The organism is Ruminococcus sp. RTP21484sp1_RTP21281st1_A8_RTP21281_210402, from assembly GCF_040914025.1.
Lineage (GTDB): Bacteria > Bacillota > Clostridia > Lachnospirales > Lachnospiraceae > Blautia_A > Blautia_A faecis.
Genome location: NZ_JBCPGE010000026.1, coordinates 13,111 through 38,507 on the forward strand (window position 1 = coordinate 13,111; position 25,397 = coordinate 38,507).

A 25,397-nucleotide genomic window follows, 5' to 3' on the forward strand; every position below is an offset into this window, starting at 1 on the left:
TTTTATCTATCTCCTTTTTCCTTATTTATTTCATAAACCTGTCAATTGCACGTTCCAGTTCCTTGATGGCGTCCTTGTCTCCATGCTCTACCGCATCCACAATACAGTGTTCAATGTGATCCTGTAAAATAATCTTGCCTGTATTATTAATAGCAGATTTCACTGCGGAAAGCTGGATCAGCACTTCGCTGCAGTCCCGGCCGTCTTCCACCATACGTTTGATGGATTCCAGGTGCCCGATTGCACGGGAAAGCCGGTTCAGTACAGCCTTGGTCTGTGCATGACTGTGGTGATGTCCGTGTTCTCCATGGGAATGCATGACAGTGGTGCCATCTTCCAGAACATGGGTATGCATATGCTCTTCCTCGCCTTCATGCAGGTGGTTCTCTAAATGTTCTTCTATCATGTCATCCTCCTGTATTTGCCAACCATTTCGCATATCCAACAGTGTTCTGTGGATGGTTTCTGACTGGTGTAATTCTTTTGAAGCACGTCCGTTTATTATAACATACTTCCCTTAAATATGCACTATTTCTGATGATTGTATTAAAAAATATGCCTTAGAGCCTGTTTGAAAAATCATTCCCGCAATCTGCACGCCCCACTTTGCGGTATATTTTGTCTGAATTCGGTTGCCGTAGCCCGCTACGGCGCCCTCATCCGGACAAAATCTCCCACAAATTGTGACGCACATCTTGCGGAAAGTCTTTTTCAAACATGCTCTAAGGTCGTTGTTGTAAGCAGTAGCTTAAAATCCGCTTCGTGACCTGCAGCTTATATTTCCGTAAAGGAACATCTCTGTTTGATCTGGGAGGTCTGGATGTCAAATATGATGGTGCCATCTTCCAGAACCGTCTTCTCATAGGTTACTTCTTTTCCCTTAAATTTATTCTTTACATATTCTTCCGGGTCTTCTATCTCCACCTCATCTACAAACACATCCCGCATCTGATTCCTGGGGCATTTGTTGAAAATTTCCCAGATTACTTCATACTCTTTCATATTCTCACCTGCTCTTTTTTGTAAAACTATCTGCTCCTTTGTCATCTCCCGCATTTGCATTACTGTTTATCCGGCTGACTGCAGATGTTTTTCACAATAAAGCTAATCCTTTTTCCATAAATTAATTTCATTATAGATATTTTGTACTTTTTTGTCAAAAATAATTGAACTTCTTCAGAGAATGTCGTATCATAGAAATACTAAAATCGAAACGACATGAAGCGAAAAGGAGATATAGCCATGCAGCTTTTAAAAGAACGTATTCTGAAAGATGGCGTTGTGAAACCAGGCAATATATTAAAGGTAGACAGTTTCCTGAACCACCAGATGGACATTGACCTGATCAATGAGATTGGTAAGGAGTTTAAGGCGCGTTTCTCAGACTGCCCCATCACCAAGATCCTCACTATTGAAGCTTCCGGTATTGGCATTGCCTGTATTGCAGCACAGTATTTTCATGTTCCTGTAGTATTTGCCAAGAAATCCCAGAGTGTAAACCTGGACGGCGAGATGTACTGCACCAAGATTGAATCCTTTACCCATAAGAAAGTTTATGATGTTATTATTTCCAAGAAGTTCCTTAGTCCGGAGGATCACGTACTTCTTATTGATGATTTCCTTGCAAATGGCTGTGCTCTTCTCGGACTGATCGATATTGTAAAGAAATCCGGAGCTACTCTTGAAGGTGCCGGAATCGTAATTGAGAAGGGCTTCCAGCACGGCGGACAACAGATCCGTGATATGGGTGTCCGTCTGGAATCTCTGGCTATCATTGATTCCATGACAGATGATTCCCTAACCTTCCGCGATTAATTTTTAGGAGCAAAAATACCAGTAATCACCAAACGATTACTGGTATTTTCATTTTACTTACGTATTTTCATTTTACTTCCGTTTTATGCTTTTCCACTACTCTGCAGCTTGCTATTGCTCTCCTGGTTTTCTCCATCCTTTACAGCCGGAACTTCTTCTGTGCTCACTTCAGGCTCATCCTTTGGAATTACCTGGCTCTTTTTCTCAGGCTCACCACCTTCCGGTGTAAGACTCGCCTCCGGCGTCACTGTCACTTCCGGTGTCGGACTTACTTCCTCGGGAACAGGCATAGGAGAGGCTTCCGGCGCGATCATTTCTGCCAGATAGAATCCATTATCCACAAGAATCTGATAATTATCCTTATCGATCAGCTTTCCATCACAGGTAACCGTTCCAATGATCTTCACACCATTATCATACTGGGAATAATTATTGATATCAACGTCATCCCCATTCAGGTAGGTTTCCACCAGCTTCGTCAGTGCTTCTGCCAGATCCCGGCGATCCATCATGACTGTAAAACCGATTTTTTCTTCTGCCACACTTTTAACAGCATCTGCATCTGCATTTACACCTGTGATCAGAGGCCAGTTCTCATCACCAGGCTGGAGCTGCTCTTTTTCCAGAAGCTCCAGAGCTGCCAGAGCAAAATCATCAGAAGCAGTGCAGATAATATCCGGAGTTTTCTCCAGAGAATAAAATTCGTCTATCTCAGATTTCAGCTGCTTCTTCGCAGTATCTGTATTCTGATCCATAATGCTGGTTTCATCAAAAGTCACACGGCCGGAACGGCAAATCAGGGTACCATCGTCAATATACTCCTGCAGAACCTCCATTATTCCGTTAAACAGGAATAACGAGGCGTCATCATCCGGAGAGCCCATAAGAAACTCTATGGTACGGGCACCTCTGTCTTCCCGGACTTTATCCAGTTCTTCTTTCTCTACAATATTTTTGGCAATCTCTTTTCCAATTGCACGCATATTAAAAGTGACAAAATATTTCACGTTGGGCGTATCCATGATCAGATTGTCATAGTCAATCACCGGAATTGAGAGCTCAGAAGCCTCTTCCAGTACATCTGTAAGACCATATGGATCAACAGGTGAAATTACCAGTGCTTTCAGTTTCTCATCCTGAAGAAGCTCCCTGATCTGTTCTGCCTGGGTGTCAGAATCGTCCCCGGCAAAATACATAGCAGCTTCATAACCTGCCTCTTCCAGACGTGATTTCAGTTCTGTACGCTCCAGACTGCTGTTGATATCCTCTCCCTCTTCCGGAAGCAGAACCCCCACCTTATCAAGATTTTCCTCCGGGGCTTCAGTTGTCTCACTTTCTTCTGAATTTTCATCACTTTTATCACTGTCCTGTTTATCGGACTTTCTATTCGTATCCTTTTTGCTGTCAGCGTCCTTCGTGTCTCCAGTGCCCTCATTTTCGTCCTCAACGCTCTCTTTTACAGCCTCGGTGGCTTCATTTTTACCACAGCCTGTGAGAAAAGCACTGCACACCAGAAGTCCGGTAAGAAGTCCTGCAATTTGCTTTTTCATAAAAATTCCTTTCTATGTAACTTCATATCATTCTCTATTTTCAAGCTTTTTCAAATAGTATTCTTACTTATATTCTTTCAGGATTCCCTTCAGATAATCACGGTAAGCCTGAACTGACTTCTTAGGCTTCATAAGGATTACATCTTTCCCCATGCCTGTAAGCCATCCGTAAAACTCAGAGGTCTCATCCACCTGCACTGCAGCAACGAAAGTATCCTCTTCTTTCTCCTTGTACTGGGCATAATTTCCAAGTGCTGCCATGACTTCTTTCTTTTTCTTATTTCTGCAAAGAAGCTTCACCGGTTTATCCTCCTCAGAATCTGACGGTGGAAGCAGCCAGGAATTTTTCGCTTTTTTGTGAGCCTCATTGGAAAATGCACTGCCTTCATTCTCTGCTCCAGCACTGTTTTTTGCAGAGTCTTCCGGATTTGCACCATTCATTTCTGTAGTGGATGTATTTACGCTCTCTGCGGCAGCTTCTCCGGCAACATAATATCCGGTATACTTTCCTCTTTTAAACTTAATGTCCATGCCAAAGCTTCTCAGCACTTCCATATCGTCATAAATACTTTTTCGCTCAGCACTGACTCCGTTTTCCTGAAGTCTTCCGATAATTTCCTGCATAGTGCACGGATGTGTTTCACTGGTCTCTCTCAATATTTTTTCAAGATAAAGGATTTTCCCTTTTTGATTGATTCCTTTTGCCATATCGTTCCCCTTATTTTTATCTGTACATATCCCAGAGCGTGTTTGAAAAAAGGCTTTCTGCAAGGCAGGAATGATTTTCAAACAGGCTTTGGAGCTTGTTTGTATCAGTTCTCTTTTACAAAGCGATGATATACGTAATCATTTGCTGCCTTCTCTTCTGTATCATCCAGCGGCGCAAGCTGGACTTCCTTTCCATATTTCTGCTCAAGAGCATGTGCGATCAGCCAGTCTGCCAGCTGCGGGTTCTTGGGAAGAAGCGGACCGTGAAGGTACGTTCCGATCAAATTCTTGTAAACCACACCCTCATAGCCTGTTTTTCCATCATTTCCAGATCCATAGAGTACTTTTCCCAGAGGCTTGCAGTTATTAATACAGGTTCTTCCTCCATGGTTCTCAAATCCAACCACAGGCATATCAAAAAGGTCGCTTTTCAGCACAATATTGCTGATCAGACGTCCCTCTCCCTGTTCGGTGTAAAGATCTACCAGGTCAAGCCCTGTAATGGTTCCCTGATCTGTCTTATAATATTTTCCAAGAAGCTGGTAACCACCGCAGATAGCGATAACTACGCCTCCATCTTCCACATATTTCTTAAAATCCGGCTGAATTTCCTTCAGTTTCTCACAAACCAGCATCTGCTCCCTGTCGGAACCACCGCCCAGTAGCACAATATCCAGTCTGGAAAAATCAATCTTGTCACCCAGTTCAAAAGCAATGGTCTCTGCCTCAATTCCACGCCACTGGCAGCGTCTCATAAGGCACTGGATATTTCCTCTGTCTCCATACAGGTTCAGGAGATCAGGATATAAATGTCCGATTGTCAGTTTCATTCCTTTTCTCCCTCCATTTTCTTAAGAATATTATGAGTGCTGAATAATGCAGTGTAGTTTACCAGAACGTAGAGATTGCCTACGCCGTCTTCAATCCTTTTTCGGATCGCTGTTTCCACATTTTCCTCAAGCATAACCGGAATGTCCACATATTTCATCCGGAGGCGCATATCCTGGCAGCGGATACCGCTGACTGTAATGGAATGAATGCTTGCATCGCCCAGAAGGTCAAAATCCACATCCCAGAGCCAGGAAATATCTGTTCCATCCTGTGCATTGTCGTTGATGGTGATAATAATATCTTTCTGTGTTTTATCCTGCATAACTGCGGAAATATTCTGGTTAAAACCGGCAGGATTCTTTGCAAGGTTCAGCATAACACCAGTGCCTTTAATACGGAACTGTTCCATACGACCATTTTCCGGATTAAATTTCTGAAGCATATTCTGGAAATGCTCTCCGGAAAATCCAGCTGTACGCAGCCCGGCATAAGCAGCCAGAATATTATATACATTATAAAAGCCTTTGTAATTGGCTGTAAGGTGCTTATCCTCCACCTGAAAGGACAGTTGATCACCAACCTTTACATCATGGGCATCATATTTGATTTCCGGTCTTGCAAAGCCACAGGATGGGCACTTGTAATCCCCCAGCTGACTATAGTGGTAAAAACTGTATTCCAGCCTGGCACCACACTTTTTACAAAAACGTCCTTCCCGTATCTCGTTTGCCGCGCTCTTCTGGACAGGCTTACTGATTCCATATGTGATGTACGGATTGCCGCTGTCCATAGCAAGATACGCCGAAAGCGCATCATCCGCATTTACGATTACCTGCATTTTCGGTACTGTGCGGATCATCTCTTCCAGAATGTTCATGGTAATATCAATTTCACCGTAGCGGTCCAGCTGGTCGCGGAACAAATTAGTCAGAAGCATGTAGTCCGGCTTCAGGCCTGGAAATACATGGCGGGTAGAAGCCTCGTCTACCTCAATGCAGGCGTAATCTGCATCCAGCCTGCCTGTAGGTCCGGCAGCCAGCACAAAAGCTGCTACAACGCCGTTTAACATGTTAGAACCGGTGTGATTGCAGACTACTTTCTGCCCTTCATTTTCAAGGGCAGCGCAGAGCATGTTGTTGGTGGTTGTCTTACCGTTGGTTCCACAGGTCACAAATATTTTCTTTCGCACCTGAGAAGAAAGATCTTCCAGGATGTCAGGATTGATCTTTAATGCGATCTTGCCCGCCCAGGTCACTCCCTGGCGTCCCATTTTCCTGCATATAAAGCCTGCAGATTTCGCTGCAAAAACAGCAGCCATTGTTCTGATTTTCATGTGTATTTAATCCTTTTTCACTACTATTCACAGGGTAAAGCTCAAAAAGCAATTATGAATGAGCCAATGAATGGCAGTCCTTTTCAAGTATTATTTTCGTATGTTATATAATTAGACAGTGCAGCTTAATTCAGGTTATCTGTGATCAGTACATCTGTACAGACACCTTGCGCCCCATTCGCCAGATATCTTCTGGCTTCCTCTTTGTCATTTATGGTATAAATATATACCAAAATGTCCCGTTCGTCAAAAATTTTCTGCACTTCTTCGGACCAGTAGTCACGATAAATGGTTACAGCCATGATTTTATTGGTTTGACAGAATTCTGCAATATCGTTCAATTCTTCTGTGGTATATTCCTGCCACAGAGAATAGATATATGCAGGAAATTTATACAAAAGTGCTGTTCCAGGATACATGGCTGAATTGTATATTTCCGGGATGATCTGTTTAAGCGTATGCTCGATGCCAGCTTTTATAGAGATTTCCCTGTACTGTGCATAATCCTCAAGAGTACGCTGGTAATTGCGGACAGAATATTGTTTGGAATCTATCATTACAAATGCATCCGGATATTCGTCCAGCAGTTTCAGAAGGTCTTCAAAGGTCATAGGGGTGTATTTCCCATATATAGGCGTATTTAAAAATTCTTCTGAGGATAGAACTTTTCGTTCTTCTCCTTTCCATTGTCCAAGAGACTCTTTCCAGTTATGGCGACACACCCATACTCCATCACTGGTCTGCGTCAGATCCACCTCAAACAGGCGGCAGCCTTTATCATAATAATTGATAAAGCTTTCTCTGGAATTTAAGTATGTGAGACCGTCAATCCCACCCAGAGCATGCGTTATAATATTGTAATTTTCCCAGTCAAATTCCGGTGTATTCACTGGAATTTCTTTTTTCGCTTCGTACCGGGCGGAGCCTGTCAAAAGCCAGGCTAACAAACAAATTTCTATTAATAAAAGTAACTTTCTCACATTGGTATCCCTAAATTAAGAAAAAAGAGATATCTACGAAACGTAAATATCTCTTTTCTTATGATCAGTAATTCTGTTTCGGATTAAACCAGCTCGATGAGCACTTCCATAGCGCCATCACCTTTACGCTGTCCAATCTTAACGATTCTGGTGTATCCACCGTTACGGTTAGCGTATTTTGGTGCGATTTCCTCGAACATCTTCTTAACCATATCTACATCTTTGGTGTTTTTCTTCTTGCCAGCGCCCTTAGCCGGAACTTCTTTAACCGGGTAGAACACTTTCATCATCTGACGACGAGCGTGAAGTCTGGATGGAGCATCTTTTGTGATCTGCTTCTCAACTTCATCGTAAACAGTTTTCTTCTTACCGTCTACAACTTCTTTCACTCTCTTGCCTTCAGCGTCTTTTCTTGCAACTTTAGCTGTTACAGTAACAGTCTCAAAGTTGTCTTTCTCGCGAACAGCCATAGCTACAAGGCCTTCAGCGATCTTACGGATCTCTTTAGCTTTAGCTTCTGTTGTAACAATTTTTCCATTGTATAACAGATTTGTAACCTGGTTTCTTAACAGAGCTTTTCTCTGGTCAGCTGTTCTGCTTAATTTTCTATATTTTGCCATTTAATTTTCCTCCATCTGTGGGACAGCAGTCCACGCTTGTTCGGTCTTACTGGGCTGCTGCTTAGCAAATCCCCACTGTAATAATCTTACGCGATACCTTTATGGTTATCTTACTCTTCTGTTGGCTGAAGCTGTAAGCCCAGCTCTTTCAACTTGGCAAGTACTTCCTCTAAAGACTTACGTCCAAGGTTACGTACTTTCATCATGTCGTCAGAAGTCTTATTGCAAAGCTCCTCAACAGTATTGATGCCTGCTCTCTTCAGACAGTTGTAAGAACGAACTGAAAGCTCAAGCTCATCAATGCTCATTTCAAGAACTTTCTCTTTCTCATTGTCTTCTTTCTCGATCATAACCTCAGCGGTCTTTGCATTCTCGGAAAGGTCAATGAAAAGGCTTAAATGCTCGCTTAATACCTTTGCTGCAAGGCTTACTGCCTCATCAGGATCCAGCGTGCCATTTGTGTATACATCAAGTGTCAGTTTATCAAAGTCTGTAACCTGACCCACACGTGTATTCTGCACAACCATATTGACTCTCTCAACCGGGCTGTAGATTGCATCAACTGCAATTACACCGATTGGCATGTCATCTGATTTGCCCTTATCCGCACTCACATATCCGCGGCCTTTTGTAATGGTAAGTTCCATTGCAAGTCTGCAATCCTTACCACCGTTTAAGGTAGCGATTACCTGATCCGGATTCATGATCTCGATATCCTGATCTGCCTGAATATCAGCAGCTGTCACAACACCTTTGCCCTCACACTCAATGTATGCGGTCTTCGGCTCATTGTCAGCACTGTTATTCTTAATTGCAAGACTCTTAAGATTCATGATGATCTCTGTCACGTCTTCTTTTACTCCAGGGATGGAGCTGAATTCATGAAGAACACCATCGATCTTAACCTGACTTACTGCAGCTCCCGGCAGGGAGGACAGCATAATTCTTCTAAGAGAATTGCCAAGTGTAGTACCGTAACCTCTTTCAAGAGGTTCTACAACGAATCTTCCAAATTTTTTATCTTCAGATATCTCGGTAATTTCGATTTTTGGTTTATTAAAATCAAACACTATAAATTTCCCTCCTTCTGGGTTGTATGCAATTGAGGGTATTATCAGGGCTCATTATTTGGAGTACAACTCGACGATAAGCATCTCGTTTACAGGAACGTCAATTTCTTCTCTTGTAGGAAGCTCTTTTACAACGCCCTTAAGATTCTCCTGGTCAGCCTCAAGCCAGTTCGGAACAAGTCTTCCGCCTGTTACCTCAAGGATTCCTTTGTATCTCTCAGAACCTTTGCATTTCTCTTTGATCTCGATGCTGTCGCCAGCTTTTACGAGATAAGAAGGAATGTTAACGCATTTTCCGTTTACAAGAACGTGCTTGTGGTCAACGATCTGACGAGCTTCTTTTCTTGTTCTTGCAAATCCCATACGGAAAAGAACATTGTCAAGTCTTGTCTCAAGCATGATCATCAGGTTCTCACCAGTCTGACCTTTCATTCTGTCGGCTTTCTTGTAGTAGTTACGGAAAGGTTTCTCCAGAACGCCATAAATGAATTTTGCTTTCTGTTTTTCTTTTAACTGAAGACCGTACTCAGATACTTTACGGTTTGCACGTTTTAACTGTCTTGTGGATTTTTTATCAATTCCTAAATAAATTGGATCCATTCCAAGGGATCTACATCTTTTCAGGACCGGTGTTCTATCTACTGCCATCTTGGCTTACCTCCTAATTCAATTAGACTCTTCTACGTTTTGGTGGACGGCATCCGTTGTGCGGAACCGGAGTTACGTCACGGATACTTGTTACTTCAAGACCGCATGCCTGAAGGGCACGGATAGCAGCCTCACGACCTGATCCTGGTCCTTTAACCATTACGTCTACTGTTTTTAATCCATGAATTAAAGCAGCCTTTGTTGCAGTCTCAGCTGCCATCTGTGCTGCATAAGGAGTAGATTTCCTTGAACCTCTAAATCCCAGACCGCCGGCACTTGCCCATGAAAGAGCGTTTCCTTCGTTGTCAGTCAGAGTAACAATTGTGTTGTTAAAAGAAGACTGGATATGTGCCTGTCCGTGTTCAACGTTTTTCTTGACACGACGTTTTGTTGTCGTTTTTTTAGTTGTTTTTGCCATTTTAAAACTAACCTACGCTTTCCTTAATCAATCAAAATTTATAGTTAGGATACTGAATTATTTCTTCTTATTTGCTACTGTTCTCTTCGGACCCTTGCGTGTTCTAGCATTGGTCTTGGTCTTCTGACCACGAACCGGAAGTCCTTTACGATGACGGATTCCTCTGTAGCATCCGATTTCCTGCAGTCTCTTAATGTTCAGGGCGATTTCTCTACGAAGATCACCTTCTACCATCATTGTCTCATCAATGACAGCCTGAAGTCTTTTAACTTCATCATCAGTCAGGTCTCTGACACGTGTGTCAGAATTTACATTTGCCTGAGCAAGGATTTTGTCTGCACTTGGTCTTCCGATACCATAAATATAGGTAAGACCGATTTCGATTCTTTTCTCTCTTGGTAAGTCTACACCAGCTATACGAGCCATGTACTGTTTCCTCCATTTTCTTTACTGAAAGTTCTGCGTCTTCGTACATCACTTGTATCAGATACAAGGTGAAATGGGATGCATCCATACGCACTCTTTCTTAATTCTTAGTTCCTAATTGGGGTGCCTCGGTATAACACCCAGCTGCTTTTGGCGATTCGCAGCCTTTCCGAAATTTGCGGCCAACGGGCCAACGTTGCCTCCGGTATTAGGCAATACATGCTTAGTTCATTATATGTCAGATGATACAACCCATCCGGGTGTTTCACCTGCAGCCGCATTCACAAACAATGGATCAATCAACCCTGACGCTGTTTGTGCTTTGGATTCTCACAGATAATTCTGATAGAACCTTTTCTCTTAATGACCTTGCATTTCTCGCAGATCGGTTTTACAGATGATCTTACTTTCACTGGAAATCCTCCTTCCGTAAAATATAGCATTAAAATCTGCAGTTTAGGGCGCAGTTATACACACGTACAAGCGCGTCCGCATTGTATTGTAGCATTATGGTCTACAAAATGCAAGCAGTTTTTTAAATTTTTTTTACATTTTTCTAATTTTTTTAGTTTCCTGAAGTTTGAAATATTTTTTCTGTGTTCAGTTTCTTCTATAATAGAAGAAACTCCTGTACCATAGGAGATTTTTCCCCAGGCACAGGAGTTTTATATTCATTAATCCGAATTTGCTATTAACGAATCTGAATTACTTATCTCGCCAGATGATTCTTCCCTTGGAAAGATCATATGGGGAAAGCTCCATTGTTACTTTGTCTCCTGGAAGAATACGGATAAAGTTCATGCGCAGCTTGCCGCTGATATGAGCAAGTACAACATGTTTGTTTTCAAGTTCCACTTTAAACATTGCGTTTGGCAGCTTCTCTAAAACAGTGCCTTCTACTTCAAGTACATCTACTTTTGACATTTTATACCTCCTGTATCGCCTTAATGATAATGATTAATACTCTGTGAGTGTCAGAATCTCCGGTTCGCCATCTGTAATCAGTATGGTGTTCTCATAATGTGCGGAAAGGGAACCATCCATGGTCACCACTGTCCATTCGTCATCCAGCCAGCATACATCTGCTCTGCCCATATTGATCATGGGCTCTATGGCAAGTGTCATGCCTGGAAGTAATTTCACTCCCCTGCGTTTCTGAGGGAAGTTGGGAATCTGCGGATCTTCGTGAAGATGAGTACCAATCCCATGTCCCACCAGATCTCGTACAATACCATAACGGTATTTCGCCGCATACGCTCCGATTGCCTTGGAAATATCATTGAGATGATTTCCTGCTTTCGCGAATTTTATTCCTTCAAAGAAGCACTGCCTGGTTACATCCATAAGCTGCTTGGCTTCTTTGGAAACTTCTCCGACTGCATAAGTACGGGCCGCATCAGAATGATATCCTTTATAGATCAGTCCTGCATCAATCTTTACCAGATCACCATCCTGGATAATTTTGTCCTCCGAAGGAATTCCGTGGACCACTTCATCATTCAGGCTGATGCAGAAGGAGCCAGGAAAGCCTCCATAATTCAGAAAATTGGGAATGCATCCCATGGAACGGATCATATCTTCGCCGATACGGTCGATCTCCTTGGTACTCATTCCTGGTTTAATATAAGGGATCAGCCCGTCATGGACTTTTTCCAGAAGATGTCCGGATTCCCTCATAAGTTCAATTTCTTGTGCTGTTTTTATTGAAACTGACATTACTTCTTATCCTCTATTCTATTCGCCAAGGATCTTCACAATATCACCAAATACCTCATCCAGGTTCTTGGTGCCATCTACAGTTTTCAGTACGCCCTGACCAGTATAGTAGTCGATAAGCGGCTGAGTCTGCTCATGATATACATTCAGACGCTTCTGTACAGTCTCCGGCTTGTCATCGTCACGAAGCACAAGATCCTCACCGCATGTATCGCAAACCCCCTCTGTCTTCGGAGCTGCAAATACAACGTGGTAGGTTGCACCACATTTTACGCATGCGCGTCTTCCACCCATACGGTTCACGATATTCTCATCCGGAACATCAACATCAATAGCATAATCAATCTTGCTTCCCAGCTTGCTTAAAGCATCGGTAAGGCATTCAGCCTGTGGGATTGTTCTTGGAAAACCGTCCAGAACATAGCCGTTCTTGGCATCCGGCTGCTGGATTCTGTCCACAACAAGGTCGCAGGTAAGTTCATCCGGTACAAGCAGTCCCTGGTCCATATAAGTTTTTGCTTTTTTCCCAAGTTCTGTGCCATTTTTGATATTGGCACGGAAAATATCGCCTGTAGAGATATGGGGAATACCATATTTCTCAGCAATTTTCTTAGCCTGGGTTCCTTTTCCTGCACCTGGTGCACCTAACATGATAATTCTCATAAAAAGCCCTCCATTTTCTCATACTACGAATTAAGGCTGTGACGCATATAAGCACCACAACCTTTATTCTTTTAGTTGTTCAGGAAGCCTTTGTAATTGCGGACAAGCATCTGTGATTCAATCTGTTTCACAGTCTCCAGGATAACTCCAACAATAATGATGATGGAAGTACCACCGAAGGATACGTTTGCACCGAATACTCCATTGAAGAAGAACGGAATAACCGCAACGATAATCAGGCCTACTGCACCTATAAATATAATATAATTTAAGATTTTAGTCAAATAGTCTGACGTTGGTTTTCCTGGACGGATACCAGGAATGAAACCACCCTGCTTTTTGATATTGTCTGCAACTTCCAGCGGGTTGAATGTGATGGAAGTGTAGAAATATGCAAAGAATACGCAAAGTACAATATACAGAAGCAGTCCCCAGCTATACTGTGGCTGACTTGGATTACACCAGTTATTGGATGATAATCCTCGAATAATCTCACTGCCGATGCCGGTTCCATTAGCTTTTCCTGCAAGCTGTGCGATTACGCCTGGGAAAGACATAATTGAGGAAGCAAAGATAACCGGAATAACACCAGCGGTGTTAACTTTCAGCGGTATATTGGTAGTCTGACCACCCATCAGCTTTCTGCCGACCATTTTTCTGGAATACTGAACAGGAATTCTTCTCTCTGCACCGTTAAGGATCAGTACAAATACCACCATGACAACGATTATTGCAACAATGATAACCCCTGCAAGCAGTCCTTTTGCAATTGTTTTTCCTTTGATGAAGTTCTCATAAAGAAGAGATAAGTCACTTGGAACACGGGAAACGATGTTAATGGTCAAGACAATGGAAATACCATTTCCAACACCCTTCTCAGTAATACGCTCACCGATCCACATCAGCATGGCAGAACCAGCTGTGAGGCAAGCAACTACAGTTAAGCCTTTAAAGAAGTTCATGTTCGGGATCAGACCCTGGCGACCAAAACCGATTGCCATTGCCACAGACTCAAACAACGCAAGACCAACAGTTACATAACGGGTAATGGCAGTAATTTTCTTTCTGCCCTCTTCTCCATCTCTCTGCATCTCCTCCAGAGCCGGAATAGCAATTGTGAGAAGCTGCATGATAATGGATGATGTAATGTATGGCGTGATGTTCAATGCAAAGATTGACATCTGGGTAAATGAGCCACCAGTGAACGCATCAAAGAAATTGAATGCGTCACCAGTGTTTTTAGCAAACCACTCTTTAAAGAAATCGCTATCTACTCCCGGAACAGGAAGCTGTGATCCGATACGGATGACAAGAATCATCCATAATACATAGAGGAGTTTACGTCTCATCTCTTTTACTCTGAAAACGTTTTTGAGAGTTTCAAACATTTGATCACCTCTATTAGATCAGCTCTACTGTACCACCTGCAGCTTCGATTTTAGACTTTGCAGTCTCACTTACAGCATTTACTTTAACTGTAAGCTTCTTGGTAAGCTCGCCGTTTCCAAGGATTTTAACGCCGTCACCAGCTTTGGAAATTGCACTGCTTGCAAGTAAGCTCTCAACTGTAACCTCTGCACCATCCTCAAAACGGTTCAGAACATCAACGTTGATTGCAATGATCTCTTTAGAGTTTCTGTTTGTGAATCCTCTCTTAGGCAGACGTCTGTATAAAGGCATCTGTCCACCTTCAAATCCCGGTTTCTTGTGTCCGGAACGTGCTAACTGTCCTTTATGGCCTTTACCGGCTGTTTTGCCGTTTCCAGAACCATGTCCACGGCCTCTTCTGAAGTTATCGCTGTGCTTAGAACCCTCAGCTGGTCTTAAGTTTGATAATTCCATTATGGCACCTCCTTTTTGTAATTATGCTTCTTCTACTTTTACCAGGTGCTGTACCTGCTGAATCATTCCTCTTGTTGCCGCATTGTCTGGCATCTCAACTGTTTTGTGCATTTTGGTAAGACCCATTGCTTTAACAGTAAGTTTGTGCTTCGGAACTGCGCCAATCGGAGATTTTACTAAAGTAACTTTTAATGTATTTGCCATTTTAATATTCCTCCTTAAGCCAGAATCTCATCAACAGATTTTCCACGAAGTTTTGCAACTTCTTCCGGAGTTTTTAACTGTCTTAAGCCTTCGATGGTTGCAAGAACAACATTCTGCTTATTTCTGGATCCCATACATTTTGTACGGATGTTTTTGATACCAGCTAACTCGATAACGGCACGAGCCGGGCCGCCGGCGATAACTCCAGTACCTTCCGGAGCTCTCTTAAGAAGCATGGAAGCGCTTCCGTAAGAACCTACGAAGTCATGTGTAATGGAACCATTCTCATCTCTTGCTACGGTTACTAATTTCTTAATAGCATCCTCTTTTCCTTTGCGGATTGCTTCCGGAATCTCGGCTGCCTTTCCAAGTCCTGCACCAACGTGTCCATTGCCGTCACCTACAACAACTAAAGCTGTGAAACGGAAGTTACGACCACCTTTAACAACCTTGGTAACACGCTTGATTGATACTACTTTATCTTCTAACTCTAACTGACTAGCATCAATAAGATTACGTTTCATGTGTTTCGCTCCTCCTTATTAGAATTTCAGTCCAGCTTCTCTTGCTGCGTCTGCCAGTGCTTTTACTTTACCGTGGTAAATGTATCCACCTCTGTCAAAAACAACTTCCTCGATGCCGGCTTCCACTGCCTTCTTACCGATTACAGTGCCAAGATATGCTGCTGCTGCAACATCGTCGGTGTTCTCAAGCTGTGCTTTTACGTCTTTCTGAAGAGTAGAAGCAGATACTAAAGTCTTTCCAACGGTGTCATCGATAATCTGTGCATACATGTGTTTATTGGAACGAAATACTGCAAGACGCGGAGTTGTTGCAGTGCCATTTAAATGATGACGTAATCTTCTATGCTTTTTCTCGCGAATTTCCGCTCTAGATGCTTTATTAACCATTTTCTCACTCTCCTTAATTATTTCTTACCAGTCTTACCAACTTTGCGTCTGATAACCTCAGTATCATACTTAATACCTTTACCCTTATATGGCTCAGGTCTTCTCTTATCTCTGATCTCAGCTGCAAACTGTCCAACTTTTTCCTTGCTGATACCGGAAACGATAATCTTGTTACCGTCTACTTTGGTCTCAATACCTTCCGGATCTTCCATTTCTACCGGGTGAGAATATCCAAGGTTTAAAGTAAGCTTCTTGCCCTGCTTAGCGGCTCTGTAACCAACACCGTTAACTTCAAGAGTCTTGGTGTATCCTTCGCTTACACCAACAACCATGTTGTGGATAAGGCTTCTTGTTAAGCCGTGAAGGGATTTCATTTTCTTTAAGTCGTTTGGTCTTGCAACAACTACATGACCATCTTCAACTTTGATTTCCATCTCTGTTGGAAGCGCTCTCTCAAGTGTTCCTTTTGGTCCTTTTACGGTTACTACGTTTCCTTCTGCAACAGATACTTCAACTCCTGCCGGAATAGCAACCGGAAGTCTACCGATACGTGACATACTATGTGTCCTCCTTACTTAGATTATCGGAGAGGTTTTCGCAACCTCTCTGTTTTCAGTGTTTCGTCTACTTCTTGAATGAATGGAGCCGAAGCTTACCATACAAATGCAAGAACCTCGCCGCCTACCTGAAGTTTACGAGCTTCTTTATCGGTGATAACACCTTTATTAGTGGAAAGGATTGCGATTCCAAGTCCTCCAAGAACCTTCGGAAGCTCTTCCTTACCAGCATAAACACGAAGACCCGGTTTAGAGATTCTCTTTAAACCTGTGATGATCTTCTCGTTTTTGTCTTCGCCATATTTCAGTGTGATATGGATGTTTTTAGCAACACCATCTTCAACTAAATCGTATTTTGCAATGTATCCCTCATCAACAAGGATGTTTGCAATTGCAATTTTCATCTTGGATGCTGGTACATCTACTGTGTCGTGTTTTGCAGTGTTTGCATTACGAATTCTTGTAAGCATGTCTGCGATTGGATCGCTCATTGTCATGTTAGTTTCCTCCTCATATTCAGACTTTACATGTCATAGTATATTTATATAAATTTACGTGTTACCTGTGTAACATCATCCCGTGCTGAACTGGTACTGCACCTTGCGGCTTGCACTCGTTAAGGTTCGGGATGGACTTTGCACGAAATTCATGTTCGCCTTACGGCTTACATTCATTAAGCGACTTTCAGCTTCGGCTTACCAGGAAGCTTTCTTAACTCCCGGGATCTGTCCTTTGTAAGCTAACTCACGGAAGCAGATTCTGCAGATTCCGTATTTTCTTAAATATGCATGTGGACGTCCACAAATTCTGCAACGGCTATATTCTCTTGTAGAAAATTTAGCTGGACGCTGCTGTTTGATTTTCATTGCTGTCTTAGCCATGAATCGTTCCTCCTATATCAGATCTGCTGACCCCGGCAAGGAGCCGGCGGTCAACTTTGGAATGTTCCTCTACTTATTTCGCAAAAGGCATGTTGAACAGCTTCAGTAACTCACGAGCTTCCTCATCAGTATTTGCTGTTGTAACGAAGATAATGTCCATACCTCTTACTTTGTCAACTTTATCGTACTCAACTTCTGGGAAGATAAGCTGCTCTTTGATACCAAGAGCGTAGTTTCCTCTTCCATCGAATGCGTTAGGATTAACGCCACGGAAGTCACGTACACGTGGAAGTGCCAGGTTGATCAGACGATCAGCGAACTCATACATCTTCTCGCCTCTTAATGTTACTTTACATCCGATCGGCATTCCCTCTCTGATTTTGAAGTTAGCAACAGATTTTTTAGCTTTTGTTGCGATAGCTTTCTGTCCTGTAATCAGCTCCATATCTGCAATAGCTGCATCAAGAAGCTTAGCGTTCTCTTTTGCTTCACCAACACCCATGTTAATTACGATCTTGTCGAGTTTTGGCACTTGCATAACGTTTTTATATCCGAATTTTTTGGTCATGGCATCCATGATCTCATTAGTATAAAGTTCTTTTAATCTACTCACTTATGTCTGCCTCCTCTCTCAATTAATCGATAACCTTACCTGTTGCTTTGGCAACGCGGACTTTTTTGTCACCATCCATCTTAAAGCCAACTCTTGTTGCTTTTCCATCTGCCATAAGCATTACGTTGGAGATGTGAAGCGGAGCTTCTTTTGTGATGATTCCACCATTCTGGTTTGCAGCTGATGGTTTGGTGTGTTTTGTAACCATATTAACGTTCTCTACTAATACGGTATTGTCTTTTACGTTAACGGCAAGGACTTTGCCTTCTTTGCCTTTATCTTTACCAGCGATTACTGTAACAGTATCACCTTTTTTAATCTTCATAGCTGACATTAGGCACCCTCCTATAATACTTCCGGAGCTAAGGAAACGATCTTCATGAATTTTTTCTCACGAAGCTCTCTGGCAACTGGTCCAAAGATACGTGTTCCTCTCGGAGTTAAGTCGTCTTTAATGATTACGGCAGCATTTTCATCGAAACGGATATAGGATCCGTCTTTACGACGAGCGCCTTTTTTGGATCTAACTACAACAGCCTTTACTACGTCACCTTTTTTAACAACGCCGCCTGGTGTTGCATCTTTAACAGTAGCAACGATTGTATCGCCGATGTTTGCATATCTTCTTGTAGAGCCACCCATAACACGGATACAAAGGATTTCTTTTGCACCAGTGTTGTCGGCAACTTTCAGTCTTGTTTCCTGCTGAATCATACTGGTTATCCTCCTTATTTAACTCTCTCTACTACTTCAACCAGTCTCCATCTCTTGTCTTTGGACAGCGGTCTGGTCTCCATAACTTTTACGGTATCACCGATGTTGCACTCATTGTTTTCGTCATGAGCTTTTAATTTATATGTTCTCTTCACGATTTTCTTGTAAAGAGGATGTTTTACATGGTCTTCAATTGCAACTACGATGGTCTTATCCATCTTATTGCTGACAACCTTACCCACGCGGGTTTTTCTCAGATTTCTTTCCACGATTATGTCCTCCTAAATTCACTATTTGGAAGCGTTAGCTTTCGCAGTGATCACTGTCTGGATTCTGGCAATATTTCTGCGAACCTCTTTGATTCGTCCTGTATTGTCTAATTGATTGGTTGCATTCTGAAATCTCAGATTGAAAAGTTCTTTCTTAGCAGCTACTAATTCTTCGTTTAATTCTGCAGCTGATTTTGCCTGTAAATCTTCTACGAATTTATTAATTTTCACTGTTATCACCGCCTTCTAACTCTGCACGAGAAACTATTTTGCATTTACATGGTAACTTGTGCATTGCAAGACGTAATGCCTCACGAGCGATTTCTTCTGAAACGCCTGCGATCTCAAACATAACACGTCCTGGTTTAACAACTGCTACCCAGTATTCCAGGGCACCTTTTCCGGAACCCATACGAGTTTCTGCTGGTTTTGCTGTTACTGGTTTATCTGGGAAAATCTTGATCCAAACCTTACCACCACGTTTGATATAACGGGTCATAGCAACACGGGCTGCCTCGATCTGATTAGATTTGATCCAGCAAGGCTCGGTAGCAACAAGACCGAATTCACCATAATTGATCTGATTACCTCTAAGGGCTTTTCCTCTCATGGAGCCACGGAATTGTTTACGACGTTTAACTCTTTTTGGCATTAACATTATTTATCGCTCCCTTCCTTAGTTCCTTTAGTTGGAAGAATCTCACCATTGTAGATCCATGCCTTTACACCAACTTTGCCATATGTGGTGTCTGCTTCTGCGAAACCATAATCGATGTCTGCACGAAGTGTCTGAAGCGGAATAGTTCCATCGCTGTAGAACTCTGTACGAGCCATATCAGCTCCACCAAGACGTCCGGATACGGATGTTTTGATTCCCTTTGCTCCAGATTTCATTGTACGCTGCATTGTAGATTTCATAGCACGTCTGAAGGAGATACGGTTCTCCAGCTGAAGAGCGATGTTCTCTGCAACAAGCTGAGCGTCTCTGTCTGGTCTCTTAACTTCTTTGATATCAACGATAAGCTTCTTGTCTGTGTATTTAGCAAGTTCAGCTTTAACTTTCTCGATCTCAGCGCCGCCTTTACCGATTACGATACCAGGTTTAGCTGTGTAAATGATAACTTTGACTCTGTCAGATGCTCTCTCGATCTCGATCTTGGAAACACCTGCGCTGTATAATTTCTTTTTGAGGAATGTTCTGATGTTGTAGTCCTCTACCAGATAGTCTGCGAAATCGCTCTCTGCATACCATCTTGAATCCCAATCCTTGATAACACCGACTCTAAGGCCATGTGGGTTAACTTTCTGTCCCATGTTTATCCTCCTTATTTCTCATCCAGCACGATGGTAATATGGCTTGTTCTCTTCTCGATTCTGTAAGCTCTACCCTGTGCTCTTGGCTGGATTCTCTTCATTGTAGGTCCTTTATTTGCATAGCAGGCTGCAACGACGAGATTGTCTGCGTTCATTCCGTTATTGTTCTCAGCGTTAGCAATAGCTGATTCCAGTAACTTTTTGATTACGCTGGAAGCGTATCTTGGGTTGTATGTCAGGATACCAAGTGCTGTCTGCACATCTTTGCCACGGATTGCATCTAAAACGTAGCAGGCTTTCTGAACAGAAATTCTTGCATAAGATAATTTTGCAGACGGTCTTGTCTCTCTATTATTCTCATTTCTGGCTCTCTTAATCTGGCTTCTATGTCCTTTTGCCATTTTAAAGTGCCTCCTTTCGTCATATTCAATATTCAGGTAAACACCTGGGTTGCCCGGACCGCTTCTTGCGATCAGGCAGCCTGGTGAAAAGTACTAACTAACGAACACCGGATTTCTTTTCGTCTTTTCCGTGTCCTCTGTAGGTTCTGGTAGCAACAAACTCACCAAGTTTGTGACCAACCATATCCTCAGTAATATATACCGGCACATGTTTTCTTCCGTCATGGACAGCGATTGTATGTCCAACAAAAGACGGGAAGATTGTGGAACGGCGTGACCAAGTTTTGATTACGGATTTATCATTTGCAGCGTTTAATGCATCTACTTTTTTAAGTAAGCTCTGATCTGCAAAAGGTCCTTTTTTCAGTGAACGAGACATTCTTAATCCTCCTTATTATTTGCTTAAAGCTTTTCCATCGCGTCTTCTTACGATGAGCTTGTTGGACGCTTTGTTTTTCTTTCTTGTCTTCAGACCAAGAGCAGGTTTGCCCCAAGGTGTACACGGACCTGGACGTCCAACCGGAGCGCGGCCCTCTCCACCACCATGTGGATGGTCATTCGGGTTCATAACAGAACCGCGAACTGTAGGTCTGATTCCCATGTGACGCTTACGGCCAGCTTTACCGATGTTGATCAGGTTGTGATCACCATTTCCGATGATACCAACTGTAGCACGGCAGATGATCGGAACCATTCTCATCTCACCAGATGGGAGACGAAGTGTAGCGTATTTGCCTTCTTTAGCCATAAGCTGAGCACCATTACCAGCGGAACGAACCATCTGTCCGCCCTTTCCTGGGTGAAGCTCAATGTTATGAACCATAGTACCAACCGGGATAAGCTCTAACGGTAAGCAGTTACCTACACGGATTTCAGCTTCCGGTCCGTTCATAACTTTCTGTCCAACTTTAAGTCCTTCCGGAGCAAGAATGTATGCTTTCTCGCCATCTGCATAGCAGATAAGTGCGATGTTTGCTGTTCTGTTCGGATCATACTCAACAGATTTAACTACTGCCGGGATTCCATCTTTTCTTCTCTTGAAGTCAATGATTCTATATTTTCTACGGCTTCCGCCTCCCTGATGTCTTACAGTGATCTTACCCTGGTTGTTACGTCCAGCGTTTTTCTTTAAAGACACGGTAAGGGATTTCTCTGGTGTTGCTTTAGTGATCTCAGAGAAGTCGGAACCAGTCATATGTCTTCTAGACGGGGTATATGGGTTATAACTTTTGATTCCCATTTCTTTTCTCCTTTCAAATTTGTTCTCACGCTTTTGAATGCGTATAAACTGCTATCTGTTAATTAAAGACCCTCGAAGATCTCGATGTCTTTGCTGTCCTCTGTAAGGGCTACGATAGCTTTTTTGGATTTAGCAGTTTTTCCAACTACCATTCCGCGGCGTTTTTTCTTACCATCAAGATTCATGGTATTTACGCTTTTAACTTTTGTTCCATCGAACATTTTCTCAACAGCTTCTTTGATCTGAGCTTTGTTTGCTTCCGGATGAACAAGGAAAGTATATTTCTTCTCACCCATAGCAGCCATGGATTTTTCAGTGATCACTGGTCTTTTGATCACGTCGTAATATTTAATATCTGCCATTATGCGTATACCTCCTCGATGGATGCTACAGCGTCTTTAGTTACTACTACAGTACCGTGGCTCATAACATCATATACGTTGATGCCGTTAGCAGCTACAGTCTGTACGTTCTCGATATTTCTTGCAGAAAGGATTACGTTCTTGTCTTCCTGTGCTGTTACAATAAGAGCTTTCTCTGCTTTCAGGTTTGTAAGAACCTTCTGCATTTCTTTTGTCTTTGCATCAGCAAGTGCAAGGCTATCAACAACTACGAATTTATTGTCCTGAACTTTAGAAGTCAGAGCGGATTTAAGAGCTGCTCTTCTTTCTTTTTTGTTCATTTTTACTTCATAATCTCTTAGAGTTGGTGCGAAAATAATTCCGCCGCCTGTCCACTGTGCAGCACGGATGGATCCCTGTCTAGCATGACCGGTTCCTTTCTGTCTCCAAGGTTTTCTTCCGCCACCGCTTACTTCAGAACGAGTTTTCGCTTTCTGAGTACCCTGGCGTTTATTTGCAAGCTGACGAACAACAGCAAGGTGAACAAGATGCTCATTGACTTCAACGCCGAATACTGCATCGTTCAGCTCCATTGTTCCAACTTCATTGCCTTCCATATTATAAACAGTTACGTTTGCCATTTGTGTGCTCCTCCTTTCTTATTATAAGGACTTTACTGTCTCTTTGATTGTAACCAAGGATTTCTTAGGTCCTGGAACAGCACCTTTAACTAACAGTAAGTTATTTTCTGTATCTACGCGTACGATCTCAAGATTCTGAACAGTTACCTGCTCGCTTCCCATATGACCTGGCATGTGTTTTCCTTTGAATACCTTGCTCGGATCAGAACAAGCACCATTGGAACCTGCATGACGATGATATTTGGAACCGTGAGCCATAGGTCCTCTGGACTGTCCATGTCTCTTGATTGCGCCCTGGAAGCCTTTACCTTTTGAAACTGCTGTTGCATCGATGTGATCTCCAGCTGCAAAGATATCAGCTTTAATTTCCTGTCCTACCTCATATTCAGCAGCGTTCTCAAAACGGAATTCTTTAACGAATCTCTTAACTGCAACGCCTGCTTTTGCAAAGTGGCCTGTTTCCGGTTTGTTCACCAGTTTCTCTCTGATGTCGCCGAAGCCAACCTGAACTGCTGTGTATCCGTCGTTCTCATCTGTTTTAACCTGAGTTACGACACATGGACCAGCCTGTAAAACGGTTACCGGAATTAACATTCCATCTTCGTTGAAGATCTGAGTCATTCCGACTTTGGTAGCTAAAATAGCTTTCTTCATCTTTCTTCCTCCTATAGCGGATTGCCCTTTCGGGTAATCATATAATAAATAGCTAAATGCTTATGCATTTACAAGATTAATTATTTTGCCTTCATCTTGATGTCGATATGAACACCAGCAGGCATTTCCAGTCTGGACAGTGCATCAACTGTCTTCTGGGTCGGAGCAATGATATCAATCAGTCTCTTATGTGTTCTCTGCTCAAACTGTTCTCTGGAATCTTTATATTTGTGAACAGCTCTTAAGATTGTAACAACTTCCTTCTTAGTTGGAAGCGGAACCGGTCCGCTAACTGTTGCACCATTCTTCTTAACAGTGTCGATGATCTTTGCAGCAGATGCATCTACTAACTGATGATCGTAAGCTTTTAATGTGATTCTCATTACCTGATTTGCCATAAAAAAAGTCTCCTCCTATTCGTACTCACTATCAGTACGACAAGCGGCGACTGTACACATCTCCGTGTGTGTCCTAAAACATCTTCCTGCTACGGACATTCTTTCACACGTCCCATCCCAAGATGGCTATTGAACTTGTACAGTGACTTGTCGTCAGTTTCCTAACTTGACATTCGCTCCACGGAAAACCCGCCTTACTCGGCGGCAACCTCGCGCTTCATTGCTATCATGTCACAGCAGTTATTAGTATACACAAAGGTTTTAAAAATTGCAAGTGTTTTTTTCAAAAAATCCAGATGTTTTTTTGTATTATTTTAAATACAATCTAGGGTGTATCTGAAAAAGGCTTTCTGCAAGATGTGAGTGTGTATATTCCAGTTTTTTTCTTTCTTCCTATTATATAGTGCTTCTAATAGTTGTCCGTTATACTCCTGCTGGCAACTGTCAATCAGCTTTCATTATTTAATACAGTGGTTCTAAAGCCTCGCGAAGTCATTGTCTTTTCCTTAATAAAAAAAGAGAAGAGGCATCATCATCGAATGCCTCTTCTTTCCTATTATAATAATGAATCAATCTTCATCATCATAGTATTCATCTTCGTCCTCATCTTCGTCAGCAAAGATATCAGAATAATCAAACAAAGTAACCTTTGTTATCTCATCCTTCACAATGTCAGGAGCATCTCCTTCTTTCTTTGCTTTCGCAGCAAGCTGCGCCGGTGAATATCTTGGGATTGCCAGTTTCTTGATCTCAACTGGTTTATCCTCTTCTTCCTCATGAATCTCCGGAGCTGCTTTCTTCTTCAGTGCTGCCTTCTTAGTCTGTGTTGCAGGCTTAGCAGACTTCCTGACTGGTTTGGAGTCTTTTGCAGTAGCTGCTGCTACTTCTTTCTTCAGAAGTTCATGTGCTTCACTTGTAGCACTCTGTACAGCTCTTTGTGGCGCTTCCTCTTCCTCTACATCAAAATCATCTTCATCGATTTCATCCACAAAGCCACCGGTACGGATCTTACGCTTCTCTTTCTTGCTGCGCTTGCCCTGTGCTTTGATCTCACGCTCTTCATCACGGTACTCACGCTCTTTACGCTTTTCTTCTTTCTTCAGCTCTTTACGGCTCTTCACATATCCTGGTTCTGTATCCTCCGGATAGTCGTCATAATCATCCAGATCTTTTTTCCAGAGTTCTGCGATTACATAAAGAATAATCAGAAACAGAACGGTAAGTCCCAGAACAATCAGCCCCTCAATACTCTTGGTAGCTGCCATCAGATATCCGATAAACGGAATTGTTACAACAATTTTCGGAAGGTAGCTTCCAATTGCCACATTAATCGGCTGTCCCTGAGAAACAGTTGGATCCATAGCAGTACCTGTACCATTTGTGACATCAGCGCTGGCCAGTGTATAGCGATACACTGCATTCTCATCATTTACAAGGATCGGTGTACCCAGAGCTGCTTCCTCGGTTTTAACCGGAATTGCATATGTAACAGATCCCATTGCCAGATTTGACTTGACTGTGGAGTCGTCTCTGATTTCAGTCGTCACTCCAAAGAATGGAGGAACCGCTAATGCAACCACACAAAGTATGGTACATATTACAACAAAATGTACTATAAATTTTAAAAACTTAGACATTG

Annotated in this window: 42 protein-coding genes; 2 read left to right on the top strand and 40 right to left on the bottom strand. The window is 42.6% G+C overall.

The genetic code is table 11. The annotated features are described in order from the left end of the window. Window positions 1-25: 25 nt before the first annotated feature. On the bottom strand, window positions 26-355 hold the full coding sequence (locus AB5170_RS13015; protein WP_118581323.1) for a metal-sensing transcriptional repressor: 330 nt from the start codon (window positions 353-355) through the stop codon (window positions 26-28). A 162-nt stretch (window positions 356-517) separates the two neighbouring features. Further along, a complete protein-coding gene (locus tag AB5170_RS13020) occupies window positions 518-682 on the bottom strand; it encodes a DUF6783 domain-containing protein (protein WP_308768419.1) in 165 nt (54 codons plus the stop codon). Here AB5170_RS13020 and AB5170_RS13025 point away from each other — a divergent pair. Beyond that, window positions 623-766, top strand: a complete 144-nt coding sequence (locus AB5170_RS13025) for a DUF6783 domain-containing protein (RefSeq protein ID WP_325064533.1) — start codon at window positions 623-625, stop codon at window positions 764-766. The two genes, AB5170_RS13020 and AB5170_RS13025, sit on opposite strands and share 60 nt — an antisense overlap. 8 nt (window positions 767-774) lie before the next feature. Here AB5170_RS13025 and AB5170_RS13030 read toward each other — a convergent pair whose 3' ends face one another. Continuing rightward, window positions 775-1,002 (bottom strand): hypothetical protein, encoded by a 228-nt coding sequence (locus AB5170_RS13030; protein WP_118581326.1) that lies wholly within the window; start codon window positions 1,000-1,002, stop codon window positions 775-777. A gap of 240 nt (window positions 1,003-1,242) precedes the next feature. Between AB5170_RS13030 and AB5170_RS13035 the strand changes: the two genes are divergently transcribed. Then, window positions 1,243-1,815 (top strand): xanthine phosphoribosyltransferase, encoded by a 573-nt coding sequence (locus AB5170_RS13035; protein ID WP_118581157.1) that lies wholly within the window; start codon window positions 1,243-1,245, stop codon window positions 1,813-1,815. A gap of 83 nt (window positions 1,816-1,898) precedes the next feature. Here the strand turns inward: AB5170_RS13035 and AB5170_RS13040 are convergent, their stop codons facing one another. From AB5170_RS13040 to AB5170_RS13220, 37 genes are all read right to left on the bottom strand, one after another. Beyond that, window positions 1,899-3,365, bottom strand: a complete 1,467-nt coding sequence (locus AB5170_RS13040; protein WP_173769314.1) for a substrate-binding domain-containing protein — start codon at window positions 3,363-3,365, stop codon at window positions 1,899-1,901. Between the two features lie 63 nt (window positions 3,366-3,428). Then, on the bottom strand, window positions 3,429-4,073 hold the full coding sequence (locus tag AB5170_RS13045; protein ID WP_118581163.1) for a WYL domain-containing protein: 645 nt from the start codon (window positions 4,071-4,073) through the stop codon (window positions 3,429-3,431). Between the two features lie 104 nt (window positions 4,074-4,177). Then, on the bottom strand, window positions 4,178-4,903 hold the full coding sequence (locus AB5170_RS13050) for a type 1 glutamine amidotransferase (RefSeq protein WP_173769315.1): 726 nt from the start codon (window positions 4,901-4,903) through the stop codon (window positions 4,178-4,180). Next, window positions 4,900-6,237, bottom strand: a complete 1,338-nt coding sequence (locus AB5170_RS13055) for a Mur ligase family protein (protein ID WP_118581169.1) — start codon at window positions 6,235-6,237, stop codon at window positions 4,900-4,902. Before AB5170_RS13055 ends, AB5170_RS13050 begins: the two co-directional genes overlap by 4 nt. A 125-nt stretch (window positions 6,238-6,362) precedes the next feature. Next, the gene (locus tag AB5170_RS13060; protein WP_148461638.1) at window positions 6,363-7,217 is read right to left on the bottom strand and encodes a phosphatidylinositol-specific phospholipase C/glycerophosphodiester phosphodiesterase family protein; all 855 of its coding nucleotides are present in this window, start codon (window positions 7,215-7,217) and stop codon (window positions 6,363-6,365) included. Between the two features lie 83 nt (window positions 7,218-7,300). After that, the gene (locus AB5170_RS13065; protein WP_118581175.1) at window positions 7,301-7,837 is read right to left on the bottom strand and encodes a bL17 family ribosomal protein; all 537 of its coding nucleotides are present in this window, start codon (window positions 7,835-7,837) and stop codon (window positions 7,301-7,303) included. Between the two features lie 110 nt (window positions 7,838-7,947). Beyond that, window positions 7,948-8,907 (bottom strand): DNA-directed RNA polymerase subunit alpha, encoded by a 960-nt coding sequence (locus AB5170_RS13070; protein ID WP_118581178.1) that lies wholly within the window; start codon window positions 8,905-8,907, stop codon window positions 7,948-7,950. Between the two features lie 54 nt (window positions 8,908-8,961). Beyond that, the gene (gene rpsD, locus AB5170_RS13075; RefSeq protein WP_118581181.1) at window positions 8,962-9,555 is read right to left on the bottom strand and encodes a 30S ribosomal protein S4; all 594 of its coding nucleotides are present in this window, start codon (window positions 9,553-9,555) and stop codon (window positions 8,962-8,964) included. Between the two features lie 22 nt (window positions 9,556-9,577). Further along, on the bottom strand, window positions 9,578-9,973 hold the full coding sequence (gene rpsK / locus AB5170_RS13080) for a 30S ribosomal protein S11 (protein WP_148461639.1): 396 nt from the start codon (window positions 9,971-9,973) through the stop codon (window positions 9,578-9,580). A gap of 57 nt (window positions 9,974-10,030) precedes the next feature. After that, a complete protein-coding gene (rpsM, locus tag AB5170_RS13085; RefSeq protein ID WP_173771783.1) occupies window positions 10,031-10,399 on the bottom strand; it encodes a 30S ribosomal protein S13 in 369 nt (122 codons plus the stop codon). Window positions 10,400-10,698: 299 nt separating this feature from the next. Beyond that, window positions 10,699-10,812, bottom strand: coding sequence for a 50S ribosomal protein L36 (gene rpmJ / locus AB5170_RS13090; RefSeq protein WP_003022746.1), 114 nt, complete (start codon window positions 10,810-10,812; stop codon window positions 10,699-10,701). Window positions 10,813-11,104: 292 nt separating this feature from the next. Beyond that, on the bottom strand, window positions 11,105-11,323 hold the full coding sequence (gene infA / locus AB5170_RS13095; RefSeq protein ID WP_117852566.1) for a translation initiation factor IF-1: 219 nt from the start codon (window positions 11,321-11,323) through the stop codon (window positions 11,105-11,107). Between the two features lie 33 nt (window positions 11,324-11,356). Next, on the bottom strand, window positions 11,357-12,115 hold the full coding sequence (map, locus tag AB5170_RS13100) for a type I methionyl aminopeptidase (protein ID WP_118581184.1): 759 nt from the start codon (window positions 12,113-12,115) through the stop codon (window positions 11,357-11,359). A gap of 18 nt (window positions 12,116-12,133) precedes the next feature. Then, complete coding sequence (locus tag AB5170_RS13105) at window positions 12,134-12,778, bottom strand: adenylate kinase (protein WP_118581187.1); 645 nt, start codon at window positions 12,776-12,778, stop codon at window positions 12,134-12,136. 71 nt (window positions 12,779-12,849) lie between these two features. Next, window positions 12,850-14,166, bottom strand: coding sequence for a preprotein translocase subunit SecY (gene secY / locus AB5170_RS13110; protein ID WP_148461640.1), 1,317 nt, complete (start codon window positions 14,164-14,166; stop codon window positions 12,850-12,852). Window positions 14,167-14,179: 13 nt separating this feature from the next. Next, entirely contained in the window at window positions 14,180-14,620 is a 441-nt protein-coding gene (rplO, locus tag AB5170_RS13115) for a 50S ribosomal protein L15 (RefSeq protein ID WP_118581190.1), read from the bottom strand. 21 nt (window positions 14,621-14,641) lie between these two features. Beyond that, on the bottom strand, window positions 14,642-14,824 hold the full coding sequence (rpmD, locus tag AB5170_RS13120) for a 50S ribosomal protein L30 (RefSeq protein WP_117852555.1): 183 nt from the start codon (window positions 14,822-14,824) through the stop codon (window positions 14,642-14,644). 14 nt (window positions 14,825-14,838) lie between these two features. Beyond that, complete coding sequence (gene rpsE / locus AB5170_RS13125) at window positions 14,839-15,348, bottom strand: 30S ribosomal protein S5 (RefSeq protein ID WP_117852552.1); 510 nt, start codon at window positions 15,346-15,348, stop codon at window positions 14,839-14,841. Between the two features lie 18 nt (window positions 15,349-15,366). Then, window positions 15,367-15,735, bottom strand: coding sequence for a 50S ribosomal protein L18 (rplR, locus tag AB5170_RS13130; protein ID WP_118581193.1), 369 nt, complete (start codon window positions 15,733-15,735; stop codon window positions 15,367-15,369). Between the two features lie 17 nt (window positions 15,736-15,752). Continuing rightward, on the bottom strand, window positions 15,753-16,292 hold the full coding sequence (gene rplF, locus AB5170_RS13135; RefSeq protein WP_118581196.1) for a 50S ribosomal protein L6: 540 nt from the start codon (window positions 16,290-16,292) through the stop codon (window positions 15,753-15,755). A gap of 95 nt (window positions 16,293-16,387) precedes the next feature. Then, entirely contained in the window at window positions 16,388-16,789 is a 402-nt protein-coding gene (gene rpsH / locus AB5170_RS13140; protein WP_118581199.1) for a 30S ribosomal protein S8, read from the bottom strand. A 198-nt stretch (window positions 16,790-16,987) separates the two neighbouring features. Continuing rightward, window positions 16,988-17,173 (bottom strand): type Z 30S ribosomal protein S14, encoded by a 186-nt coding sequence (locus tag AB5170_RS13145; RefSeq protein WP_117852543.1) that lies wholly within the window; start codon window positions 17,171-17,173, stop codon window positions 16,988-16,990. A gap of 73 nt (window positions 17,174-17,246) precedes the next feature. Next, the gene (gene rplE, locus AB5170_RS13150; protein ID WP_118581202.1) at window positions 17,247-17,786 is read right to left on the bottom strand and encodes a 50S ribosomal protein L5; all 540 of its coding nucleotides are present in this window, start codon (window positions 17,784-17,786) and stop codon (window positions 17,247-17,249) included. Window positions 17,787-17,808: 22 nt separating this feature from the next. Beyond that, on the bottom strand, window positions 17,809-18,120 hold the full coding sequence (gene rplX / locus AB5170_RS13155; protein WP_118581205.1) for a 50S ribosomal protein L24: 312 nt from the start codon (window positions 18,118-18,120) through the stop codon (window positions 17,809-17,811). An 11-nt stretch (window positions 18,121-18,131) separates the two neighbouring features. Continuing rightward, window positions 18,132-18,500, bottom strand: a complete 369-nt coding sequence (rplN, locus tag AB5170_RS13160) for a 50S ribosomal protein L14 (RefSeq protein ID WP_022067326.1) — start codon at window positions 18,498-18,500, stop codon at window positions 18,132-18,134. A gap of 14 nt (window positions 18,501-18,514) precedes the next feature. After that, window positions 18,515-18,772, bottom strand: a complete 258-nt coding sequence (gene rpsQ / locus AB5170_RS13165) for a 30S ribosomal protein S17 (protein WP_117852536.1) — start codon at window positions 18,770-18,772, stop codon at window positions 18,515-18,517. Between the two features lie 18 nt (window positions 18,773-18,790). Beyond that, window positions 18,791-19,000 carry a 50S ribosomal protein L29 gene (gene rpmC / locus AB5170_RS13170; RefSeq protein WP_118581208.1) on the bottom strand — a complete coding sequence of 70 codons (210 nt, stop codon included), beginning with the start codon at window positions 18,998-19,000 and terminating at the stop codon, window positions 18,791-18,793. Further along, complete coding sequence (gene rplP / locus AB5170_RS13175; protein ID WP_173771785.1) at window positions 18,990-19,427, bottom strand: 50S ribosomal protein L16; 438 nt, start codon at window positions 19,425-19,427, stop codon at window positions 18,990-18,992. Before rplP ends, rpmC begins: the two co-directional genes overlap by 11 nt. Further along, window positions 19,427-20,083, bottom strand: a complete 657-nt coding sequence (rpsC, locus tag AB5170_RS13180; protein ID WP_117852529.1) for a 30S ribosomal protein S3 — start codon at window positions 20,081-20,083, stop codon at window positions 19,427-19,429. The genes rplP and rpsC overlap by 1 nt, the downstream gene beginning before the upstream one ends. An 11-nt stretch (window positions 20,084-20,094) precedes the next feature. Further along, window positions 20,095-20,484, bottom strand: coding sequence for a 50S ribosomal protein L22 (gene rplV, locus AB5170_RS13185; protein ID WP_117852663.1), 390 nt, complete (start codon window positions 20,482-20,484; stop codon window positions 20,095-20,097). 97 nt (window positions 20,485-20,581) lie between these two features. Continuing rightward, window positions 20,582-20,863 carry a 30S ribosomal protein S19 gene (gene rpsS / locus AB5170_RS13190; protein WP_015526921.1) on the bottom strand — a complete coding sequence of 94 codons (282 nt, stop codon included), beginning with the start codon at window positions 20,861-20,863 and terminating at the stop codon, window positions 20,582-20,584. Between the two features lie 15 nt (window positions 20,864-20,878). After that, window positions 20,879-21,724, bottom strand: coding sequence for a 50S ribosomal protein L2 (gene rplB, locus AB5170_RS13195; protein WP_118581211.1), 846 nt, complete (start codon window positions 21,722-21,724; stop codon window positions 20,879-20,881). A 62-nt stretch (window positions 21,725-21,786) separates the two neighbouring features. Next, on the bottom strand, window positions 21,787-22,086 hold the full coding sequence (gene rplW / locus AB5170_RS13200) for a 50S ribosomal protein L23 (RefSeq protein WP_117852524.1): 300 nt from the start codon (window positions 22,084-22,086) through the stop codon (window positions 21,787-21,789). Then, window positions 22,086-22,706, bottom strand: a complete 621-nt coding sequence (rplD, locus tag AB5170_RS13205; protein ID WP_368361653.1) for a 50S ribosomal protein L4 — start codon at window positions 22,704-22,706, stop codon at window positions 22,086-22,088. Before rplD ends, rplW begins: the two co-directional genes overlap by 1 nt. Window positions 22,707-22,727: 21 nt before the next feature. Continuing rightward, complete coding sequence (gene rplC / locus AB5170_RS13210) at window positions 22,728-23,360, bottom strand: 50S ribosomal protein L3 (protein WP_117852520.1); 633 nt, start codon at window positions 23,358-23,360, stop codon at window positions 22,728-22,730. Window positions 23,361-23,440: 80 nt separating this feature from the next. Continuing rightward, window positions 23,441-23,758: a 30S ribosomal protein S10 gene (gene rpsJ / locus AB5170_RS13215; RefSeq protein ID WP_117852518.1), complete on the bottom strand. Its 318-nt coding sequence runs from the start codon at window positions 23,756-23,758 to the stop codon at window positions 23,441-23,443. A gap of 569 nt (window positions 23,759-24,327) precedes the next feature. After that, window positions 24,328-25,395, bottom strand: a complete 1,068-nt coding sequence (locus AB5170_RS13220) for a hypothetical protein (protein ID WP_173771787.1) — start codon at window positions 25,393-25,395, stop codon at window positions 24,328-24,330. Window positions 25,396-25,397 lie beyond the last annotated feature (2 nt).

Bases quoted from the DNA above. Each gene is read 5' to 3' on its own strand.
- rplD (WP_368361653.1), bottom strand. From the start codon at position 22,706: ATGGCAAACGTAACTGTTTATAATATGGAAGGCAATGAAGTTGGAACA.
- rplB (WP_118581211.1), bottom strand. From the start codon at position 21,724: ATGGGAATCAAAAGTTATAACCCATATACCCCGTCTAGAAGACATATG.
- rpsJ (WP_117852518.1), bottom strand. From the start codon at position 23,758: ATGGCAAATCAGGTAATGAGAATCACATTAAAAGCTTACGATCATCAG.
- rplO (WP_118581190.1), bottom strand. From the start codon at position 14,620: ATGGAATTATCAAACTTAAGACCAGCTGAGGGTTCTAAGCACAGCGAT.
- rpsK (WP_148461639.1), bottom strand. From the start codon at position 9,973: ATGGCAAAAACAACTAAAAAAACGACAACAAAACGTCGTGTCAAGAAA.
- AB5170_RS13105 (WP_118581187.1), bottom strand. From the start codon at position 12,778: ATGAGAATTATCATGTTAGGTGCACCAGGTGCAGGAAAAGGAACCCAG.
- AB5170_RS13145 (WP_117852543.1), bottom strand. From the start codon at position 17,173: ATGGCTAAGACAGCAATGAAAATCAAACAGCAGCGTCCAGCTAAATTT.
- rpmD (WP_117852555.1), bottom strand. From the start codon at position 14,824: ATGGCAAATACATTAAAAGTTACTTTAGTAAAATCTCCGATTGGCGCA.
- secY (WP_148461640.1), bottom strand. From the start codon at position 14,166: ATGTTTGAAACTCTCAAAAACGTTTTCAGAGTAAAAGAGATGAGACGT.
- AB5170_RS13035 (WP_118581157.1), top strand. From the start codon at position 1,243: ATGCAGCTTTTAAAAGAACGTATTCTGAAAGATGGCGTTGTGAAACCA.
- rpsM (WP_173771783.1), bottom strand. From the start codon at position 10,399: ATGGCTCGTATAGCTGGTGTAGACTTACCAAGAGAGAAAAGAATCGAA.
- AB5170_RS13220 (WP_173771787.1), bottom strand. From the start codon at position 25,395: ATGTCTAAGTTTTTAAAATTTATAGTACATTTTGTTGTAATATGTACC.
- rplV (WP_117852663.1), bottom strand. From the start codon at position 20,484: ATGGCAAAAGGACATAGAAGCCAGATTAAGAGAGCCAGAAATGAGAAT.
- rplW (WP_117852524.1), bottom strand. From the start codon at position 22,086: ATGGCAGATATTAAATATTACGACGTGATCAAAAGACCAGTGATCACT.
- AB5170_RS13045 (WP_118581163.1), bottom strand. From the start codon at position 4,073: ATGGCAAAAGGAATCAATCAAAAAGGGAAAATCCTTTATCTTGAAAAA.
- rpsC (WP_117852529.1), bottom strand. From the start codon at position 20,083: ATGGGACAGAAAGTTAACCCACATGGCCTTAGAGTCGGTGTTATCAAG.
- rpsH (WP_118581199.1), bottom strand. From the start codon at position 16,789: ATGACAATGAGCGATCCAATCGCAGACATGCTTACAAGAATTCGTAAT.
- AB5170_RS13050 (WP_173769315.1), bottom strand. From the start codon at position 4,903: ATGAAACTGACAATCGGACATTTATATCCTGATCTCCTGAACCTGTAT.
- rplN (WP_022067326.1), bottom strand. From the start codon at position 18,500: ATGATTCAGCAGGAAACAAGACTGAAAGTTGCCGACAACACTGGTGCA.
- map (WP_118581184.1), bottom strand. From the start codon at position 12,115: ATGTCAGTTTCAATAAAAACAGCACAAGAAATTGAACTTATGAGGGAA.
- AB5170_RS13065 (WP_118581175.1), bottom strand. From the start codon at position 7,837: ATGGCAAAATATAGAAAATTAAGCAGAACAGCTGACCAGAGAAAAGCT.
- AB5170_RS13055 (WP_118581169.1), bottom strand. From the start codon at position 6,237: ATGAAAATCAGAACAATGGCTGCTGTTTTTGCAGCGAAATCTGCAGGC.
- rpsS (WP_015526921.1), bottom strand. From the start codon at position 20,863: ATGTCTCGTTCACTGAAAAAAGGACCTTTTGCAGATCAGAGCTTACTT.
- rplP (WP_173771785.1), bottom strand. From the start codon at position 19,427: ATGTTAATGCCAAAAAGAGTTAAACGTCGTAAACAATTCCGTGGCTCC.
- infA (WP_117852566.1), bottom strand. From the start codon at position 11,323: ATGTCAAAAGTAGATGTACTTGAAGTAGAAGGCACTGTTTTAGAGAAG.
- rplR (WP_118581193.1), bottom strand. From the start codon at position 15,735: ATGGTTAATAAAGCATCTAGAGCGGAAATTCGCGAGAAAAAGCATAGA.
- AB5170_RS13030 (WP_118581326.1), bottom strand. From the start codon at position 1,002: ATGAAAGAGTATGAAGTAATCTGGGAAATTTTCAACAAATGCCCCAGG.
- AB5170_RS13015 (WP_118581323.1), bottom strand. From the start codon at position 355: ATGCATACCCATGTTCTGGAAGATGGCACCACTGTCATGCATTCCCAT.
- rplF (WP_118581196.1), bottom strand. From the start codon at position 16,292: ATGTCACGTATCGGTAGACTTCCGGTTGCTATTCCGGCAGGAGTTGAA.
- rpsD (WP_118581181.1), bottom strand. From the start codon at position 9,555: ATGGCAGTAGATAGAACACCGGTCCTGAAAAGATGTAGATCCCTTGGA.
- AB5170_RS13040 (WP_173769314.1), bottom strand. From the start codon at position 3,365: ATGAAAAAGCAAATTGCAGGACTTCTTACCGGACTTCTGGTGTGCAGT.
- rpsE (WP_117852552.1), bottom strand. From the start codon at position 15,348: ATGAAACGTAATCTTATTGATGCTAGTCAGTTAGAGTTAGAAGATAAA.
- rplC (WP_117852520.1), bottom strand. From the start codon at position 23,360: ATGAAGAAAGCTATTTTAGCTACCAAAGTCGGAATGACTCAGATCTTC.
- rplX (WP_118581205.1), bottom strand. From the start codon at position 18,120: ATGTCAGCTATGAAGATTAAAAAAGGTGATACTGTTACAGTAATCGCT.